Source organism: Pseudomonas sp. GW460-LB5 (assembly GCF_059423245.1).
Genome location: NZ_JBWKXT010000006.1, coordinates 1 through 14,595, shown reverse-complemented (window position 1 = coordinate 14,595; position 14,595 = coordinate 1). Strand labels below are relative to the sequence as shown.

General features: G+C 62.3%; 13 protein-coding genes and 1 tRNA gene. 7 read left to right on the top strand and 7 right to left on the bottom strand.

Annotation, left to right across the window (positions count from 1 at the left end):
• Window positions 1–333: 333 nt before the first annotated feature.
• Entirely contained in the window at window positions 334–1,710 is a 1,377-nt protein-coding gene (locus AC07XM_RS06105) for an L-serine ammonia-lyase (RefSeq protein WP_016484512.1), read from the bottom strand.
• 453 nt (window positions 1,711–2,163) lie between these two features.
• On the opposite strand from AC07XM_RS06105, the gene AC07XM_RS06100 reads away from it, so the two are divergent.
• From AC07XM_RS06100 to choV, 3 genes are all read left to right on the top strand, one after another.
• Window positions 2,164–3,111 carry a choline ABC transporter substrate-binding protein gene (locus tag AC07XM_RS06100; protein ID WP_016484511.1) on the top strand — a complete coding sequence of 316 codons (948 nt, stop codon included), beginning with the start codon at window positions 2,164–2,166 and terminating at the stop codon, window positions 3,109–3,111.
• Window positions 3,112–3,192: 81 nt separating this feature from the next.
• Window positions 3,193–4,041 carry a choline ABC transporter permease subunit gene (choW, locus tag AC07XM_RS06095; protein WP_169725175.1) on the top strand — a complete coding sequence of 283 codons (849 nt, stop codon included), beginning with the start codon at window positions 3,193–3,195 and terminating at the stop codon, window positions 4,039–4,041.
• Entirely contained in the window at window positions 4,038–5,216 is a 1,179-nt protein-coding gene (gene choV, locus AC07XM_RS06090; protein ID WP_016484509.1) for a choline ABC transporter ATP-binding protein, read from the top strand. Before choW ends, choV begins: the two co-directional genes overlap by 4 nt.
• A 117-nt stretch (window positions 5,217–5,333) precedes the next feature.
• Here choV and hisF read toward each other — a convergent pair whose 3' ends face one another.
• The 6 genes from hisF to AC07XM_RS06060 form a co-directional block, all read right to left on the bottom strand.
• A complete protein-coding gene (gene hisF, locus AC07XM_RS06085; protein ID WP_008091498.1) occupies window positions 5,334–6,104 on the bottom strand; it encodes an imidazole glycerol phosphate synthase subunit HisF in 771 nt (256 codons plus the stop codon).
• Window positions 6,105–6,114: 10 nt separating this feature from the next.
• Complete coding sequence (gene hisA / locus AC07XM_RS06080; RefSeq protein WP_016484508.1) at window positions 6,115–6,852, bottom strand: 1-(5-phosphoribosyl)-5-[(5-phosphoribosylamino)methylideneamino]imidazole-4-carboxamide isomerase; 738 nt, start codon at window positions 6,850–6,852, stop codon at window positions 6,115–6,117.
• A 27-nt stretch (window positions 6,853–6,879) separates the two neighbouring features.
• Complete coding sequence (locus AC07XM_RS06075) at window positions 6,880–7,140, bottom strand: DUF2164 domain-containing protein (RefSeq protein ID WP_016484507.1); 261 nt, start codon at window positions 7,138–7,140, stop codon at window positions 6,880–6,882.
• Entirely contained in the window at window positions 7,141–7,779 is a 639-nt protein-coding gene (gene hisH, locus AC07XM_RS06070; protein ID WP_016484506.1) for an imidazole glycerol phosphate synthase subunit HisH, read from the bottom strand. It lies immediately after the preceding gene.
• Entirely contained in the window at window positions 7,780–8,373 is a 594-nt protein-coding gene (gene hisB, locus AC07XM_RS06065) for an imidazoleglycerol-phosphate dehydratase HisB (RefSeq protein WP_023532883.1), read from the bottom strand.
• A gap of 219 nt (window positions 8,374–8,592) precedes the next feature.
• Complete coding sequence (locus tag AC07XM_RS06060) at window positions 8,593–10,254, bottom strand: OFA family MFS transporter (protein ID WP_102688915.1); 1,662 nt, start codon at window positions 10,252–10,254, stop codon at window positions 8,593–8,595.
• A gap of 384 nt (window positions 10,255–10,638) precedes the next feature.
• On the opposite strand from AC07XM_RS06060, the gene AC07XM_RS06055 reads away from it, so the two are divergent.
• From AC07XM_RS06055 to AC07XM_RS06040, 4 genes are all read left to right on the top strand, one after another.
• Window positions 10,639–12,885 carry an AsmA family protein gene (locus tag AC07XM_RS06055; protein ID WP_070086619.1) on the top strand — a complete coding sequence of 749 codons (2,247 nt, stop codon included), beginning with the start codon at window positions 10,639–10,641 and terminating at the stop codon, window positions 12,883–12,885.
• The gene (gene mutY, locus AC07XM_RS06050) at window positions 12,882–13,949 is read left to right on the top strand and encodes an A/G-specific adenine glycosylase (protein WP_016484502.1); all 1,068 of its coding nucleotides are present in this window, start codon (window positions 12,882–12,884) and stop codon (window positions 13,947–13,949) included. Before AC07XM_RS06055 ends, mutY begins: the two co-directional genes overlap by 4 nt.
• Entirely contained in the window at window positions 13,946–14,218 is a 273-nt protein-coding gene (locus AC07XM_RS06045) for an oxidative damage protection protein (protein WP_016484501.1), read from the top strand. Before mutY ends, AC07XM_RS06045 begins: the two co-directional genes overlap by 4 nt.
• Before the next feature lie 90 nt (window positions 14,219–14,308).
• Window positions 14,309–14,384, top strand: a tRNA-Phe gene (locus tag AC07XM_RS06040).
• Window positions 14,385–14,595: the final 211 nt, after the last annotated feature.

The window sequence follows — 14,595 nt, the reverse complement described above, 5'->3', positions numbered from 1 at the left end:
CATCAGGCAAATCAGGGGCTTCGGCCGAGTTGGCAGACAGTCGCAAAACAGGCGTGCTAGGCGCCGTGCGTGTAACGGCTGAGCAATTCGGTGACACGTGCACTGCAAGTTGCCCAGAAACGACACTCTTGAGTGTCACCGACAATGCCCACACTGATAGCGACACCCGACGATCGGTAGGCGCCGGGCGCACCATAAGGAGGCATTGGTGGTTATGTTGCACCTGCATCAACCTTCAAAGGCCGCTTCGCGGGTGAACCCGCTCCCACAGGTACTGCACAATTCCTGTGGAAGCGGGTTCACCCGCGAAGGGGCCAGCAAACCTGGTAGTGATCAGCACTCGATAACGCTGACCGCCAGGCCACCGCGCGAGGTCTCTTTGTACTTGTCGTGCATGTCGGCCCCGGTGTCACGCATGGTGCGGATCACCTGATCGAGGGAGATGAAGTGTTCGCCGTCACCGCGCAGCGCCATTTGCACCGCGTTGATGGCTTTTACCGCAGCAATCGCATTGCGCTCGATGCACGGCACCTGCACCAAACCGCCGACCGGGTCGCAAGTCAGGCCGAGGTTGTGTTCCAAGGCGATTTCGGCCGCGTTCTCCAACTGTGGCGGGGTAGCGCCCAGCACTTCGGCAAGCCCTGCCGCCGCCATGGCGCAGGCTGAGCCGACTTCACCCTGGCAGCCCACTTCGGCACCGGAAATCGACGCGTTCTTCTTGCACAGGATGCCAACGGCAGCCGCAGCCAGGAAGTAATCGACAACGCTGCACTCGTTCACCTCATCGCTAAAGCGCATGTAGTAGTGCAGCACTGCCGGGATGATGCCAGCCGCGCCATTGGTAGGCGCGGTAACCATGCGGCCACCGGCGGCGTTCTCTTCGTTGACTGCCAGGGCGAACAGGTTGACCCACTCCATGGCACTCATCGTCGAGCCGATCACGTTGGGCTTGCCGATCTCCTGCAGGCTGCGGTGCAGCTTGGCGGCACGGCGGCGCACGTTCAGCCCGCCGGGCAGCGTACCCTCGGCTTTAAGCCCATTGTTGACGCATTCCTGCATGGCTTCCCAGAGCTTGTGCAGGCCGGCGCGGATCTCTTCCTCGCTGCGCCAGACCTTCTCGTTGGCCATCATCAATTGCGACACGCTGAGGTCGTTTTGCTTGCACAGGCGCAGCAGTTCGGCAGCGCTGTTGAAATCGTACGGCAACACCGTCTGGTCGGCATCCAGCACACCGCTGGCGGCCTGGGCGGCATCGACCACAAAGCCGCCCCCCACCGAGTAGTAAGTGTCGCGGTGCAACTCGCCCTGCTCGCCTTCGGCAACCAGGGTCATGGCGTTGGGGTGGTACGGCAGGTTTTCGTCCAGCAGCAGCATGTCGCGGGCCCAGATGAACTCGATGGGCAGGCGGCTATCCAGCTGCAGGGTGTTGGTTTCGCGCAGGTCGGCGATGCGCGGGACGATGCAGGTGGGATCAATGGCGTCAGGCCACTCGCCCATCAGGCCCATGATGGTGGCGTTGTCGGTGCCGTGACCGATGCCGGTGGCCGACAGCGAGCCATACAGGCGCACTTCGATCCGTTTTACACGGTCCAGCTCGCCGCGTTCGCGCAGGCCCTGAACGAACAGGGCGCCAGCACGCATGGGGCCGACGGTGTGGGAGCTGGAGGGCCCGACACCGATCTTGAACAGGTCGAACACGCTGATGGCCATTGTCGAATCACCTCTTGCTGGGCTTGTCTCTGCGCGCCATGCGCAGGGCGGGGCAGCTGCTAGGCTCAAACAGCGGGCCGCCTTGAATGCCAGCATCATCGGGCTTTTACCGCACCCCTCGCCGTCTGCAACCGACGTACTTTTGTCCAGCCGCGCCGCGCTGTTTTTGCTCAAGGAGCGGCCCTCACCACGCCGCTTTCCGGCGGCCAGGTGACGCAAAAATGCGGCCGAGGGGGTGGATAAACCTATAAGCGACATCGCCCTTACTGGATACGACCCGTTCCGTACTGGATACGACCCTACCAGTAGGCGATTGCCCGGCGCTGGAGGATTATCGAAAGCGACTCGTAAAGCACGGCCACGCATCCTGCCCTCTGCAGGCCTGGTCGACCGGACCCTCAGAAAGCCCGGCGACCCACGCGAACCCGAAGACAATATCTCAGGAGTCCATCCATGAAAGGTTCACCCTCGCTGTTGCTGGTTGCGTTGCTGTCCACGCCCTTGCTGGCCCAGGCCGCCGAACCCGAGCAGTGTCAGACGGTACGTTTCTCCGACGTCGGCTGGACCGACATCACAGTCACCACCGCGACCACCAGCGTTGTGCTCGAAGCCCTGGGTTACAAAACCCACACCACCATGATCTCGGTACCGGTGACCTATAAGTCGCTGGCCACCGGCAAGGACCTGGACGTGTTTCTCGGCAACTGGATGCCGACCATGGAGAACGACATCAAGCAGTACCGCGACGCCGGCACCGTGGAAACGGTGCGCGCCAACCTGGAAAACGCCAAGTACACCTTGGCCGTGCCCCAGGCGCTGTACGACAAGGGCCTGAAAGATTTCGCCGACATTCCCAAGTTCAAGAAGGAACTGGACAGCAAGATCTACGGCATCGAGCCCGGCAACGATGGCAACCGCACCATCCAGAGCATGATCGACAAGAACGCCTTCGGCCTGAAAGACGCCGGTTTCAAGATTGTGCAATCGAGCGAGGCCGGCATGCTGTCGCAGGTCGACCGCGCGCAGAAACGCGGCGAGGCGCTGGTATTCCTGGGCTGGGAACCGCACCCGATGAACACCCGTTTCAAGATGCAGTACCTCACCGGCGGGGACGACTTCTTCGGCCCCGATTTCGGCAAGGCAACCGTATTGACCAATACCCGCAAAGGCTACACGCAGGAATGCAGCAACGTTGGCCAACTGCTCAAGAACCTGTCGTTCGAGCTCAAGGATGAAAGCACCATGATGGGCTATGTCCTGGACGACAAGATGAAACCCGAAGCAGCCGCCAAGAAGTGGCTTAAAGACAACCCCGGCAAGCTGGACACCTGGCTTGCCGGCGTTACCACTGTTGATGGCAAACCCGGCCTTGAGGCGGCCAAGGCCAAGCTCGCGCAATAACGAACCACGCAGTAGCGCTACCTCGGGGCAGGACCGTGCCTGCCCCGGGTTGATTTCAATCTATGCAGGTGGAAGCTCGCTATCATGCTTATCGATCAGAAAATACCCCTGGGCCAGTACATCGCGTCGTTCGTCGAGTGGCTGACTCAGAACGGCGCGAATTACTTCGACGCCATCGCGCAAGGCCTGGAATTCATGATCCATGGGGTCACCAGTGCCCTGACCTGGTTCAACCCGTTCGTCCTCATCGCCCTGTTCGCCGGCCTGGCGCACCTGATCCAGCGCAAGTGGGGGCTGACCGCGTTCGTTGCCCTTTCATTCCTGCTGATCTTCAACCTGGGTTACTGGCAGGAAACCATGGAAACCCTGGCGCAGGTGACCTTCGCCACGGTGGTATGTGTGGTGATCGGCGTGCCGCTGGGCATCCTTGCCGCCCACAAACCGATGTTCTATACCGCCATGCGCCCGGTGCTCGACCTGATGCAGACGGTGCCCACCTTCGTCTACCTGATCCCTACCCTGACCCTGTTCGGCCTGGGTGTGGTACCGGGGCTGATCTCTACCGTGGTGTTCGCCATCGCAGCGCCAATCCGCCTCACCTACCTGGGCATCTGTGACGTCCCGCAGGAGCTGATGGACGCCGGCAAGGCGTTTGGCTGCTCGCGGCGCCAACTGCTCACCCGTATCGAACTGCCGCATGCGATGCCAAGCATCGCCGCCGGCGTCACCCAGTGCATCATGCTGTCGTTGTCGATGGTGGTGATCGCCGCCCTGGTGGGCGCCGACGGCCTGGGCAAACCTGTGGTCAACGCACTGAACACCGCTGATATTTCCCTGGGCTTCGAAGCGGGCCTGGCGATCGTGCTGCTGGCAATCATGCTCGACCGTATCTGCAAGCAACCGGAACTGCCGGTAAGGGGTGAGGCATGAGCATCATTCGTTTCGAAGACGTCGACGTCATTTTCTCCAACAAGCCGCGTGAAGCACTGTCGCTGCTGGACCAGGGCAAGACCCGCGAACAGATCCTCAAGCAGACCGGCCTGGTGGTCGGCGTCGAAAAGGCCAACCTTGATATCAACAAGGGCGAGATCTGCGTGCTGATGGGCTTGTCCGGCTCGGGCAAATCGAGCCTGCTGCGCTGCATCAACGGCCTCAACACCGTCAGCCGCGGCAAGCTGTTTGTCGAGCACGAAGGCAAGCACATCGACATTGCCCACTGCAGCCCGGCCGAGCTGAAAATGATGCGCACCAAGCGCATTGCCATGGTGTTCCAGAAGTTCGCCCTGATGCCCTGGCTGACGGTGCGCGAGAACATCAGCTTTGGCCTGGAAATGCAGGGCCGCCCTGAAAAGGAACGGCGCAAGCTGGTCGACGAGAAGCTTGAGCTGGTGGGCCTGACCCAGTGGCGCAACAAAAAGCCGGACGAGCTGTCTGGCGGCATGCAGCAACGCGTGGGCCTGGCCCGGGCGCTGGCGATGGATGCCGACATCCTGCTGATGGACGAACCGTTCTCGGCCCTCGACCCGCTGATCCGCCAGGGCCTGCAAGACGAACTGCTGGGCCTGCAGGCCAAGCTCAGCAAGACCATCGTGTTCGTCAGCCACGACCTGGACGAGGCACTGAAGCTGGGTACCCGCATTGCAATCATGAAGGACGGGCGGATCATCCAGTACAGCAAGCCAGAGGAGATCGTGCTCAACCCGGCCGACGAGTACGTGCGTACCTTCGTCGCCCACACCAACCCGCTGAACGTGCTGTGCGGCCGCAGCCTGATGCGTAGCCTGGACAACTGCAAGCGGGTCAATGGCTCGGTATGCCTGGACCCAGGTATCGATTCATGGCTGGACCTGGGCGAAGGTGGCGCGCTCAAGCGTGCACGCCAGGGCCAGAACGGGCTGGACATGCAAAACTGGGCACCAGGGCAGGATGTGGAGCTGCTGCAGCGCAGGCCGACCGTGGTGCACGCCGACATCGGCATGCGCGAGGCGCTGCAGATTCGTTATCAAACCGGCAACAAGCTGGTGTTGCAGGATAACGACAGGGTGGTGGGGATTCTTGGGGATACCGAGCTGTATCACGCGTTGCTCGGCAAGAACCACGGTTGAGGCAATTGGGGCCGCGTTGCGGCCCTTCGCGGGCACGCCCGCTCCCACAGGTTTGGAGAGATCCCTGTGGGAGCGGGCGTGCCCGCGAAGGGCTGCAAAGCAGCCCCAATCAATGGATCAGCGAACGACGATCCCGCGCGAAGCCATGTAGGCCTTGGCCTCCGGCACCGTGTACTCGCCAAAGTGGAAGATACTGGCCGCCAGCACCGCGCTGGCATGCCCTTCCAGAATGCCGTCAGCCAGGTGCTGCAGGTTACCCACACCACCCGAAGCAATGACCGGAATGCCCAGCGCATCACTGATGGCGCGGGTAACACCCAGGTCGAAGCCGTTCTTCATCCCGTCCTGGTCCATGCTGGTCAGCAGGATCTCGCCTGCACCCAGGCCTTCCATCTTCTTCGCCCATTCGACCGCATCCAGCCCGGTCGGCTTGCGCCCACCGTGGGTGAAGATTTCCCAGCGCGGCGTTTCACCTGGCCCGGACACCTTCTTGGCATCGATGGCGACAACGATGCACTGCGAACCGAAACGGTCCGCTGCCTCGCCCACAAACTCCGGGTTGAACACCGCAGCCGTGTTGATCGAAACCTTGTCGGCACCAGCATTGAGCAGGTTGCGGATGTCCTGCACGGTACGCACGCCACCGCCCACGGTCAGCGGGATGAACACCTGGCTGGCCATGCGCTCGACGGTATGCAAAGTGGTATCGCGGCCATCGACGCTGGCGGTGATGTCGAGGAAGGTGATTTCGTCGGCACCCTGCTCGTTGTAGCGACGGGCAATTTCCACCGGGTCGCCGGCATCACGGATGTTCTCGAACTTGACGCCCTTGACCACCCGGCCGTTGTCCACGTCCAGGCAAGGGATGATGCGCTTGGCCAGTGCCATGGTTCAGTCCTCAGCCTTGGTAGTTGTCGCAGAAGGCCTGGGCCTCGGCGACATCGAGGGTGCCTTCGTAGATGGCACGGCCGGTGATGGCGCCGATGATGCCGGGTGCCTTGGCGTCCAGCAGGGCCTTGATGTCGCCCAGGTTGTGGATGCCGCCCGAGGCGATCACCGGAATACGGGTGGCTTCAGCCAGTGCCTTGGTGAAAGGCACGTTGCAGCCCTGCATCATGCCGTCCTTGGCGATGTCGGTGTAGACGATCGCCGAGACGCCATCGGCCTCGAAACGCTTGGCCAGGTCGATGACCTGCACGGTGCTGACTTCGGCCCAGCCGTCGGTGGCGACGAAGCCGTCCTTGGCATCCAGGCCAACGATGACCTTGCCTGGGAAGGCCTTGCACGCTTCGGCCACGAACTCCGGCTGCTTCACCGCCTTGGTGCCGATGATCACGTAGCTGACGCCAGCCTTGACGTAGTGCTCGATGGTTTCCAGCGAGCGGATGCCACCGCCGATCTGGATCGGCAGGGTTGGGTAGCGCTTGGCGATGGCAGTCACCACTTCGCCGTTGACTGGCTGGCCTTCGAAGGCGCCATTGAGGTCGACCAGGTGCAGGCGGCGGCAGCCACCCTCGACCCACTTGGCGGCCATGCTCACCGGGTCGTCGGAAAAGACCGTGGAGTCTTCCATGCGGCCTTGGCGCAGGCGCACGCAGGCACCGTCCTTCAGATCGATAGCGGGGATAATCAGCATCTTGGGAACCTGTCTGTTCTTAGGGTTTCAGGGCTTTTCGAGCGCCCACAGATCGCTTTCGATGCTTTCGAACCGCTCCTTGAGGTGCAGTTGAACATCGGCAATCGCCCTGTTGTAGTAAAGGGGTGCAATTTCTTTGCTGAACAGCTCAAGCACCTCGGCCACCTCGAACGACCCCAGCTCCAGCTCGAAACGGTCTTCGAGAAAGCGCTTGAGCGTGTCGAGCGCATCGCGCTCCTGCTCGGGGGCCAACGTCATGACCGGGGCCTTGGCTTTCGACCTGCTCATTTACCAGCGCCCGTCCCAGGCGACGAAGTTCTGCAGCAACTGCAGGCCATGGGTATGGCTCTTCTCCGGGTGGAACTGCACGGCAAAGCGCGAGCCATCAGCCAGCGCAGCGGCGAAGTCGACACCGTAGTGGCCGCGGCCGACAACCTGACCCGGCTTGCCGGCATTGATGTAGTAGCTGTGTACGAAGTAGAAACGTGCGCGATCAGGGATGTCGTGCCACAGCGGGTGGTCGATGGTCTGGCTGACTTCGTTCCAGCCCATGTGCGGCACCTTCAGGTGCTCACCGTCTTCTTGCAGGTCTTTGCCGAAGAAGCGCACCTGGCCGGGGAACAGGCCAATGCAGTCGACGCCGGTGTTTTCCTCGCTGTGTTCGAGCAGCGCCTGCATGCCTACGCAGATGCCGAGGAACGGGCGGTCCTGGCTGACTTCGCGCACCAGGCTATCGAAGCCCAGGCGACGGATTTCGGCCATGCAGTCGCGAATCGCGCCCACACCCGGGAACACCACACGGTCGGCCTCGCGAATGACCGCGGCATCACTGGTGACCAGCACTTTACCGGCACCTACGTGCTCAAGCGCCTTGGCTACCGAGTGCAGGTTGCCCATGCCATAGTCGATTACGGCTACCGTCTGCATTTACAGGCACCCTTTGGTCGACGGCATCTGCCCGGCCATGCGCTCATCGAGGGTGACAGCCATGCGCAGCGCGCGGCCGAATGCCTTGAACACCGTTTCGATCTGGTGGTGGGTGTTGTGGCCACGCAGGTTGTCGATGTGCAGGGTTACCAGCGCGTGGTTGACGAAGCCTTGGAAGAACTCCTGGAACAGGTCGACATCAAAGCCGCCAACGCTGGCACGGGTATACGGCACATGCATCTGCAGGCCTGGGCGGCCGGAGAAGTCGATGACCACGCGCGACAGCGCTTCGTCCAGCGGCACGTAGGCGTGCCCGTAACGGAAGATACCCTTCTTGTCACCGATGGCCTGGGCAAATGCCATGCCCAGGGTAATACCGACGTCCTCGACGGTATGGTGATCGTCGATATGCAGGTCACCCTTGCACTCGATATCCAGATCGATCAGCCCATGGCGGGCGATCTGGTCCAGCATGTGTTCAAGGAAAGGCACACCGATATCGAATCGGGCCTTGCCGCTGCCATCGAGGTTGATCGAGCACTTGACCTGGGTTTCCAGGGTATTGCGCTCGACGGAAGCCTTACGTTCGACCATCACCAGCTCCGCAAAATCATTGGGCGAAAAGGGCTCCATTATAGGCCCAGAACGCGCCAGCTTGAAACGCGGATGACATATGGCAAAGCAAGCAATTACGGGGGCGGGATGCCGCTACAGGTCTATACAACCGGGTAATCGCGGCATGTGCTCTCTGTGGGAGCGGCCTTGTGCCGCGAATGGGGCGCAAAGCGCCCCTTGGGCCTGCCCAGCATTACATCAATGGAACAGCACCGCGGTCTTCTGCAAGGTAACCCACACCCCCCAGGCCAGCGGCACGACCACCACCGCCCAGGCCAGCAGCACCAGCGCCAGGCTCCCCGGCGCCGCCTTCCACTCCAGCGACCGCGCCCCATCGGCGCCCTTGTCATGGCTCAGCGCGCGTTCGGCCGCCAGTTCGGCGTCGCTCATAAAGTGCTTGTCGGCCACCGGGCGCACCAGCATGTTGCAGATAAAGCCCAGCACCAGCAGGCCAGCGAGTATGTACAAGGTCATGTCGTAAGCCGCTGCCCGCTCCACCCCCGCGGCCAACTGAGACTCGCGCAGGTAAGTGATCAACACCGGCCCCAGCACGCCCGCCGCAGCCCAGGCAGTCAGCAGGCGGCCATGAATGGCGCCGACCATCTGTGTGCCGAACAGGTCCGCCAGGTACGCGGGCACGGTCGCGAAACCGCCGCCATACATCGACAGGATGATGCAGAACGCGGCCACGAACAGCGCCACGTTACCCAGGTGCCCCATGTTCGGCACCAGGCTGTAAAGGCCAACACCCAAGGCAAAGAAGGCGAAGTAGGTGTTCTTGCGGCCGATGTAGTCGGAGAACGACGCCCAGAAGAACCGCCCGCCAATGTTGAACAGGCTCAGCAGGCCGGTGAAGCCGGCGGCGATCGCGGCAATTTGGGCCAGCTGGGCCGCATTCAGCTGGCTGAAGGTCAGTTCGTTGCCCAATAATTTGCCGGCGAATACTTCCTGCAGCAGGGGCGACGCCATGCCCAGAATGCCGATGCCCGCCGACACGTTCAGGCACAGCACCAGCCAGATCAGTGCGAACTGCGGGGTTTTCCAGGCGACGCTGACGTGTACATGGCGGTCGGTCACCATGGTGTTACCGGCTTTTTTCGCCGTGGCGGTCCAGCCTTCGGGCTTCCAGCCGGTCGGCGGCACGCGGTAAGCCAGCGCGCCGGCAGTCATGAACACGAAGTAGATTGCCGCCATGGCGACGAAGCTCTGCCATACGCCCACTTCGTGCTCGTTGCCAAAATGCCCCATCAGCGCGGTGGCCAGCGGTGCACCCACCATGGCCCCGCCACCGAAGCCCATGATCGCCATGCCGGTGGCCATGCCGCGCTTGTCCGGGAACCACTTGATCAGCGTGGACCCAGGGGAGATATAGCCCAGCCCCAGGCCGATACCGCCGATTACGCCGGAGCCCAGCCACATCAGCCACAGTTGGTGGGTTTTTACACCAATGGCCGAGATCAGCATGCCGCCGCACCAGCACAGTGCCGACACCAGGCCGGCCTTGCGCGGCCCGGCGTGCTCCAGCCAACCGCCCAATACTGCCGCCGAGCAACCGAGGAAGACAAAGAACAGGGTGTAGATCCAGCTCAGCATCGAGATCGGCCAGTCGCATTCGGCGCTGAACATCCGGGCCATGAAGCTCATGTCTGCCGCACAGGCAACGGGGGCGGTAATACCAAGGGCTTGCGACAAAGGCAGCCAGAACACCGAAAAGCCGTAGGCCATACCAATGCACAGGTGGATGGCCAGGGCAGCTGGCGGAACCAGCCAGCGGTTGAAGCCCGGGCGGGCGATGATGCGCTCCTTCGACAGGAAGCCTGGCACACTGGCCGAGGCCCCCGCCGCGACGGTACTGGTCATGGATCTGATCCTTCTTATGGTGGGTGCTCGCAAAGCGGCGCAAGATTAGCAGAGCCAAGTGGCGTGAAAGCAATCTGATATCGTGATTTTTTGCTCGGCTGAAACGGTCATGTCCGCTGCACCGGCCCTATCGCCGGCAAGCCAGCTCCCACAGGGATCTCACCGTCTTCCAGGCCGGTGCCGTACCTGTGGGAGCTGGCTTGCCGGCGATAGGGCCGGTACAGGCGATACATACGGAACTGACAAAATCCTGCCTGTCGAAAGCCGTACCATCTGCTGCAACCGTAGGAAATGGCCTGTATCTCTAGTCGTATAAGCAGGCACAACCACTGCGGCGTTATACTCTGCCGCCTGAATTCACTAACGGACTACAAGGACTCGCCCATGAAAGCGTTCGGCAAAATCCTGGGGCTGGGGCTTCTCGGGTTGCTGCTGATCATCGTGGCGCTGGGCTTCGCCCTGACCCACCTCTTTGATCCCAACGACTACAAAGACGAGATTCGCCAGCTGGCACGGGACAAGGCTCACGTCGAGCTGACCCTCAACGGCGACATCGGCTGGAGCCTGTTCCCGTGGCTGGGCCTGGAGTTGCACGACGCAAGCATCGCCACGCTGGCCAAACCCAAGGAGCCGTTCGCCGACCTGCAGATGCTCGGCCTTTCCGTGCGCGTGCTGCCGTTACTGCGCCGCGAAGTGCAGATGAGCGACGTGCGCGTCGAAGGCCTGAACCTGACCCTGGCGCGCGACGAGCAGGGCCATGGCAACTGGGAAGACATCGGCAAACCGCTGCCTGCGCAGAACGGTGCAAACGCCGAGGCACCTGCCCAGGCATCTGCCGAGCAGAAGCCTGCGACAGCCGACAGCAACGACCGCGCCGTCAAGCTGGACATCGACAGCCTGACCGTGAACAACGCCCGCGTGCAGTACACCGATGCCAAGACCGGCCAGAGCTACAGCGCCGAGAGCATCCAGTTGAGCACTGGCCCGGTTCATGAAGGTGCGAACATTCCACTCAAGGCCAGTGCCTTCCTCAGCGCCAGTCAGCCGAACATCAAGGCCCGCACCGAGCTGGCCGGCGAACTGCGCTTCGACCGCAAGCTCAAGCGCTACAACTTCGAAGACATGCGCCTGTCGGGCGAAACCTCGGGTGAGCCAACCGGCGGCAAGACCGTGACCTTCGCCGCCCAGGGCCAGCTGCTGGTCGACCTGGCCGCCAATGTCGCCTCGTGGAGCGGCCTGAAAGTCTCGGCCAACCAGCTGCGCGCCCTGGGCGAGCTGAACGTGCGTGACCTGGACAAGGCCCCACAGCTAAGCGGTGGCCTGTCCATCGCCCAGTTCAACCTGCGCACGTTCCTCGACAGCATTGGCCGCCCACTGCCGGCCACCAACGACCCGGCAGCCTTCGCCAAGCTGGAGCTGGTCACCCGCCTGCAAGGCACAGCAAACAGCCTGGCCCTGGAAGACCTGGCCGTGAAGCTGGACGACAGCACCTTCAGTGGGCGTGTGGCCGTGGAAGACTTCGCCAAGCAGGCCCTGCGCCTGCAGCTCAAGGGCGATACCTTCGACGCTGACCGCTACCTGCCAGCCAAGAGCGAAGAAGCCAAGGGCGCCACTGCCGCGCGCCAGGCCGAGGTCAAGCAGCAAGAAGCCAGCGCCGTGGCCGGTGCCGGCACCACACCGCTGCCCAACGCCCCGACTCAAGTAGCGTGGAGCGACGACAAGCTGCTGCCGGTCGACCGCCTGCGCGCCCTCGACCTGCAAGCCGACCTGGCCTTTGGCTCGCTGACCCTGGACAAGCTGCCGATCAAAGACGCCCAGCTCAAGGCCATCGGCCAGGGCGGCCTGCTGACCCTGCAAACCCTGCGTGGCGAGCTGTACAACGGCACCTTCGAAGCCAAAGGCACAGTCGATGTGCGCCCTGCCGTACCGCAACTGGGTGTGAACACCAACATCCAGCGCGTGCCGGTAGAGCACTTCATCAAGGCCGAAGGCAAGGACCAGGTTCCACCGGTCAAAGGCCTGCTGACCCTGACCAGCGACCTGACCGCCACCGGCAACAGCCAGAAAGCCCTGGTCGACACCCTCAACGGCAGTGCCAACTTCACCATCAATGATGGTGTGCTGGTCAACGCCAACCTGGAACAGCAGCTGTGCCAGGCCATCGCCACGCTCAACCGCAAGACCCTGAGCGGCGAGCCACGCGGTAAAGACACCCCGTTCCAGGAACTGCGCGGCAGCCTGGTGGTGCGCAATGGCGTTGCCAGCAACCCGGATCTCAAGGCGCGAATTCCGGGCCTGACCGTCAACGGCCATGGCGACCTCGACCTGCGTGTGCTGGGCATGGACTACAACGTCGGTGTGATTGTCGAAGGCGATCAGCGCGCCATGCCGGACCCGGCCTGCCAGGTCAACGAACGCTACGTGGGCGTTGAAGTGCCCCTGCGCTGCCGTGGCCCGCTGGAGCTAGGCGCCAAGGCCTGCCGCCTGGACCAGGGCGGCATGGGCAAGGTTGCCGCCAAGCTGGCCGGCAACCGCCTCAAAGACAAGATTGATGAAAAGCTCGAAGAGAAACTTGGAGACAAAGTGAGCCCGGAATTAAAAGACGCACTCAAGGGGCTGTTCAAGCGATGAGCCCCGAGCAGTTCTCCAGCGCTGTGCTGGACTGGTACGACGAGCACGGCCGTCACGACCTGCCCTGGCAACAGGGCATCACCCCGTACCGGGTGTGGGTGTCGGAAATCATGCTGCAGCAGACCCAGGTCAGCACCGTGCTCAACTACTTCGACCGGTTCATGCAGGCCCTGCCGACCGTGCAGGCCCTGGCCGAAGCGCCGGAGGACGAAGTGCTGCACCTGTGGACGGGGCTGGGCTACTACACCCGCGCACGCAACCTGCAAAAAGCGGCAAAGATCGTGGTCGAGCAACATGGCGGCGAATTCCCGCGCAGTGTCGAGCAGCTCACCGAGCTGCCCGGCATCGGCCGCTCCACCGCCGGCGCCATCGCCAGCATCAGCATGGGCATTCGCGCGCCGATCCTGGACGGTAACGTCAAGCGTGTGCTGGCGCGCTACACCGCCCAGGCCGGCTACCCAGGCGAGCCCAAGGTAGCCAACCAGCTGTGGGCCACGGCCGAGCGTTTTACCCCGCTGCAACGCGCCAATCACTATACCCAGGCCATGATGGACATGGGCGCCACGCTGTGTACCCGCAGCAAGCCCAGTTGCCTGATCTGCCCATTGCAGCGCGGCTGCGAGGCACACCTGCACGGCGAAGAAACCCGCTACCCAGAGCCCAAACCGCGCAAGGCGCTGCCGCAACGGCGCACGCTGATGCCACTGCTGGCCAACCACGAAGGCGCCATCCTGCTTTATCGCCGCCCCTCCAGCGGGCTTTGGGGTGGTTTGTGGAGCCTGCCGGAGCTGGACGACCTCGCACAGCTCGACGACCTGGCCTATCAGCACGGCTTGCGCCTGGCAGGCAGCCAGGCCATGGAAGGCCTGACCCATACCTTCAGCCACTTCCAGCTGGCAATCGAGCCCTGGCTGGTGCACGTCGACTTGGTCGGCGAGCACGTGGCCGAGGCCGACTGGCTCTGGTATAACCTCGCCACCCCGCCGCGCCTGGGCCTTGCCGCCCCGGTGAAAAAACTGCTTGAACGCGCGGCCGACGAACTGATTGCAGGAGACGCCCGATGACCCGCACCGTGATGTGCCGCAAATACAAAGAAGAACTGCCAGGCCTGGAGCGCCCGCCCTACCCCGGCGCCAAGGGCCAGGACATCTTCGAACACATCTCGCAGCAAGCCTGGGCCGACTGGCAGAAGCACCAGACCATGCTGATCAACGAAAAACGCCTGAACATGATGAATGCCGAGGACCGCAAATTCCTCCAGGCAGAGATGGACAAGTTTTTCGCCGGCGAAGAATACGCACAGGCGGAAGGCTACGTTCCACCGGCCGAATGACCCTAAAAATCGTAAGCGACGGAATTAATTTAAAATTTTTTCAAAAAGTCGTTGACGAGCGGTCCGGAAATCTATTTAATTCACCTCGTCGCCCAGATAGCTCAGTCGGTAGAGCAGAGGATTGAAAATCCTCGTGTCGGCGGTTCGACTCCGTCTCTGGGCACCACCTTCAAGCTTCTGGTGGTTGCAAAGTTACCCGAAGCGACAACAAGAAACCCGCCTAGTGCGGGTTTTTTGTTGTCTGTAATATTTGCTCATTGACCAGCATCAAATAGCCATCACTCGCTCACCTTCATAATCGAAGACGGATACCCGTATCGACCAGCAAGGACCTCCATGAGCGAAGAATCCCCCCTCCTGCTCCCCGCCCCCAGCGA

Excerpts from the sequence above, each read along its gene's own strand:
- AC07XM_RS06105 (WP_016484512.1), bottom strand. The coding sequence starts at position 1,710 with ATGGCCATCAGCGTGTTCGACCTGTTCAAGATCGGTGTCGGGCCCTCC.
- AC07XM_RS06100 (WP_016484511.1), top strand. The coding sequence starts at position 2,164 with ATGAAAGGTTCACCCTCGCTGTTGCTGGTTGCGTTGCTGTCCACGCCC.
- choV (WP_016484509.1), top strand. The coding sequence starts at position 4,038 with ATGAGCATCATTCGTTTCGAAGACGTCGACGTCATTTTCTCCAACAAG.
- hisF (WP_008091498.1), bottom strand. The coding sequence starts at position 6,104 with ATGGCACTGGCCAAGCGCATCATCCCTTGCCTGGACGTGGACAACGGC.
- hisA (WP_016484508.1), bottom strand. The coding sequence starts at position 6,852 with ATGCTGATTATCCCCGCTATCGATCTGAAGGACGGTGCCTGCGTGCGC.
- AC07XM_RS06075 (WP_016484507.1), bottom strand. The coding sequence starts at position 7,140 with ATGAGCAGGTCGAAAGCCAAGGCCCCGGTCATGACGTTGGCCCCCGAG.
- hisH (WP_016484506.1), bottom strand. The coding sequence starts at position 7,779 with ATGCAGACGGTAGCCGTAATCGACTATGGCATGGGCAACCTGCACTCG.
- hisB (WP_023532883.1), bottom strand. The coding sequence starts at position 8,373 with ATGGTCGAACGTAAGGCTTCCGTCGAGCGCAATACCCTGGAAACCCAG.
- AC07XM_RS06060 (WP_102688915.1), bottom strand. The coding sequence starts at position 10,254 with ATGACCAGTACCGTCGCGGCGGGGGCCTCGGCCAGTGTGCCAGGCTTC.
- AC07XM_RS06055 (WP_070086619.1), top strand. The coding sequence starts at position 10,639 with ATGAAAGCGTTCGGCAAAATCCTGGGGCTGGGGCTTCTCGGGTTGCTG.
- mutY (WP_016484502.1), top strand. The coding sequence starts at position 12,882 with ATGAGCCCCGAGCAGTTCTCCAGCGCTGTGCTGGACTGGTACGACGAG.
- AC07XM_RS06045 (WP_016484501.1), top strand. The coding sequence starts at position 13,946 with ATGACCCGCACCGTGATGTGCCGCAAATACAAAGAAGAACTGCCAGGC.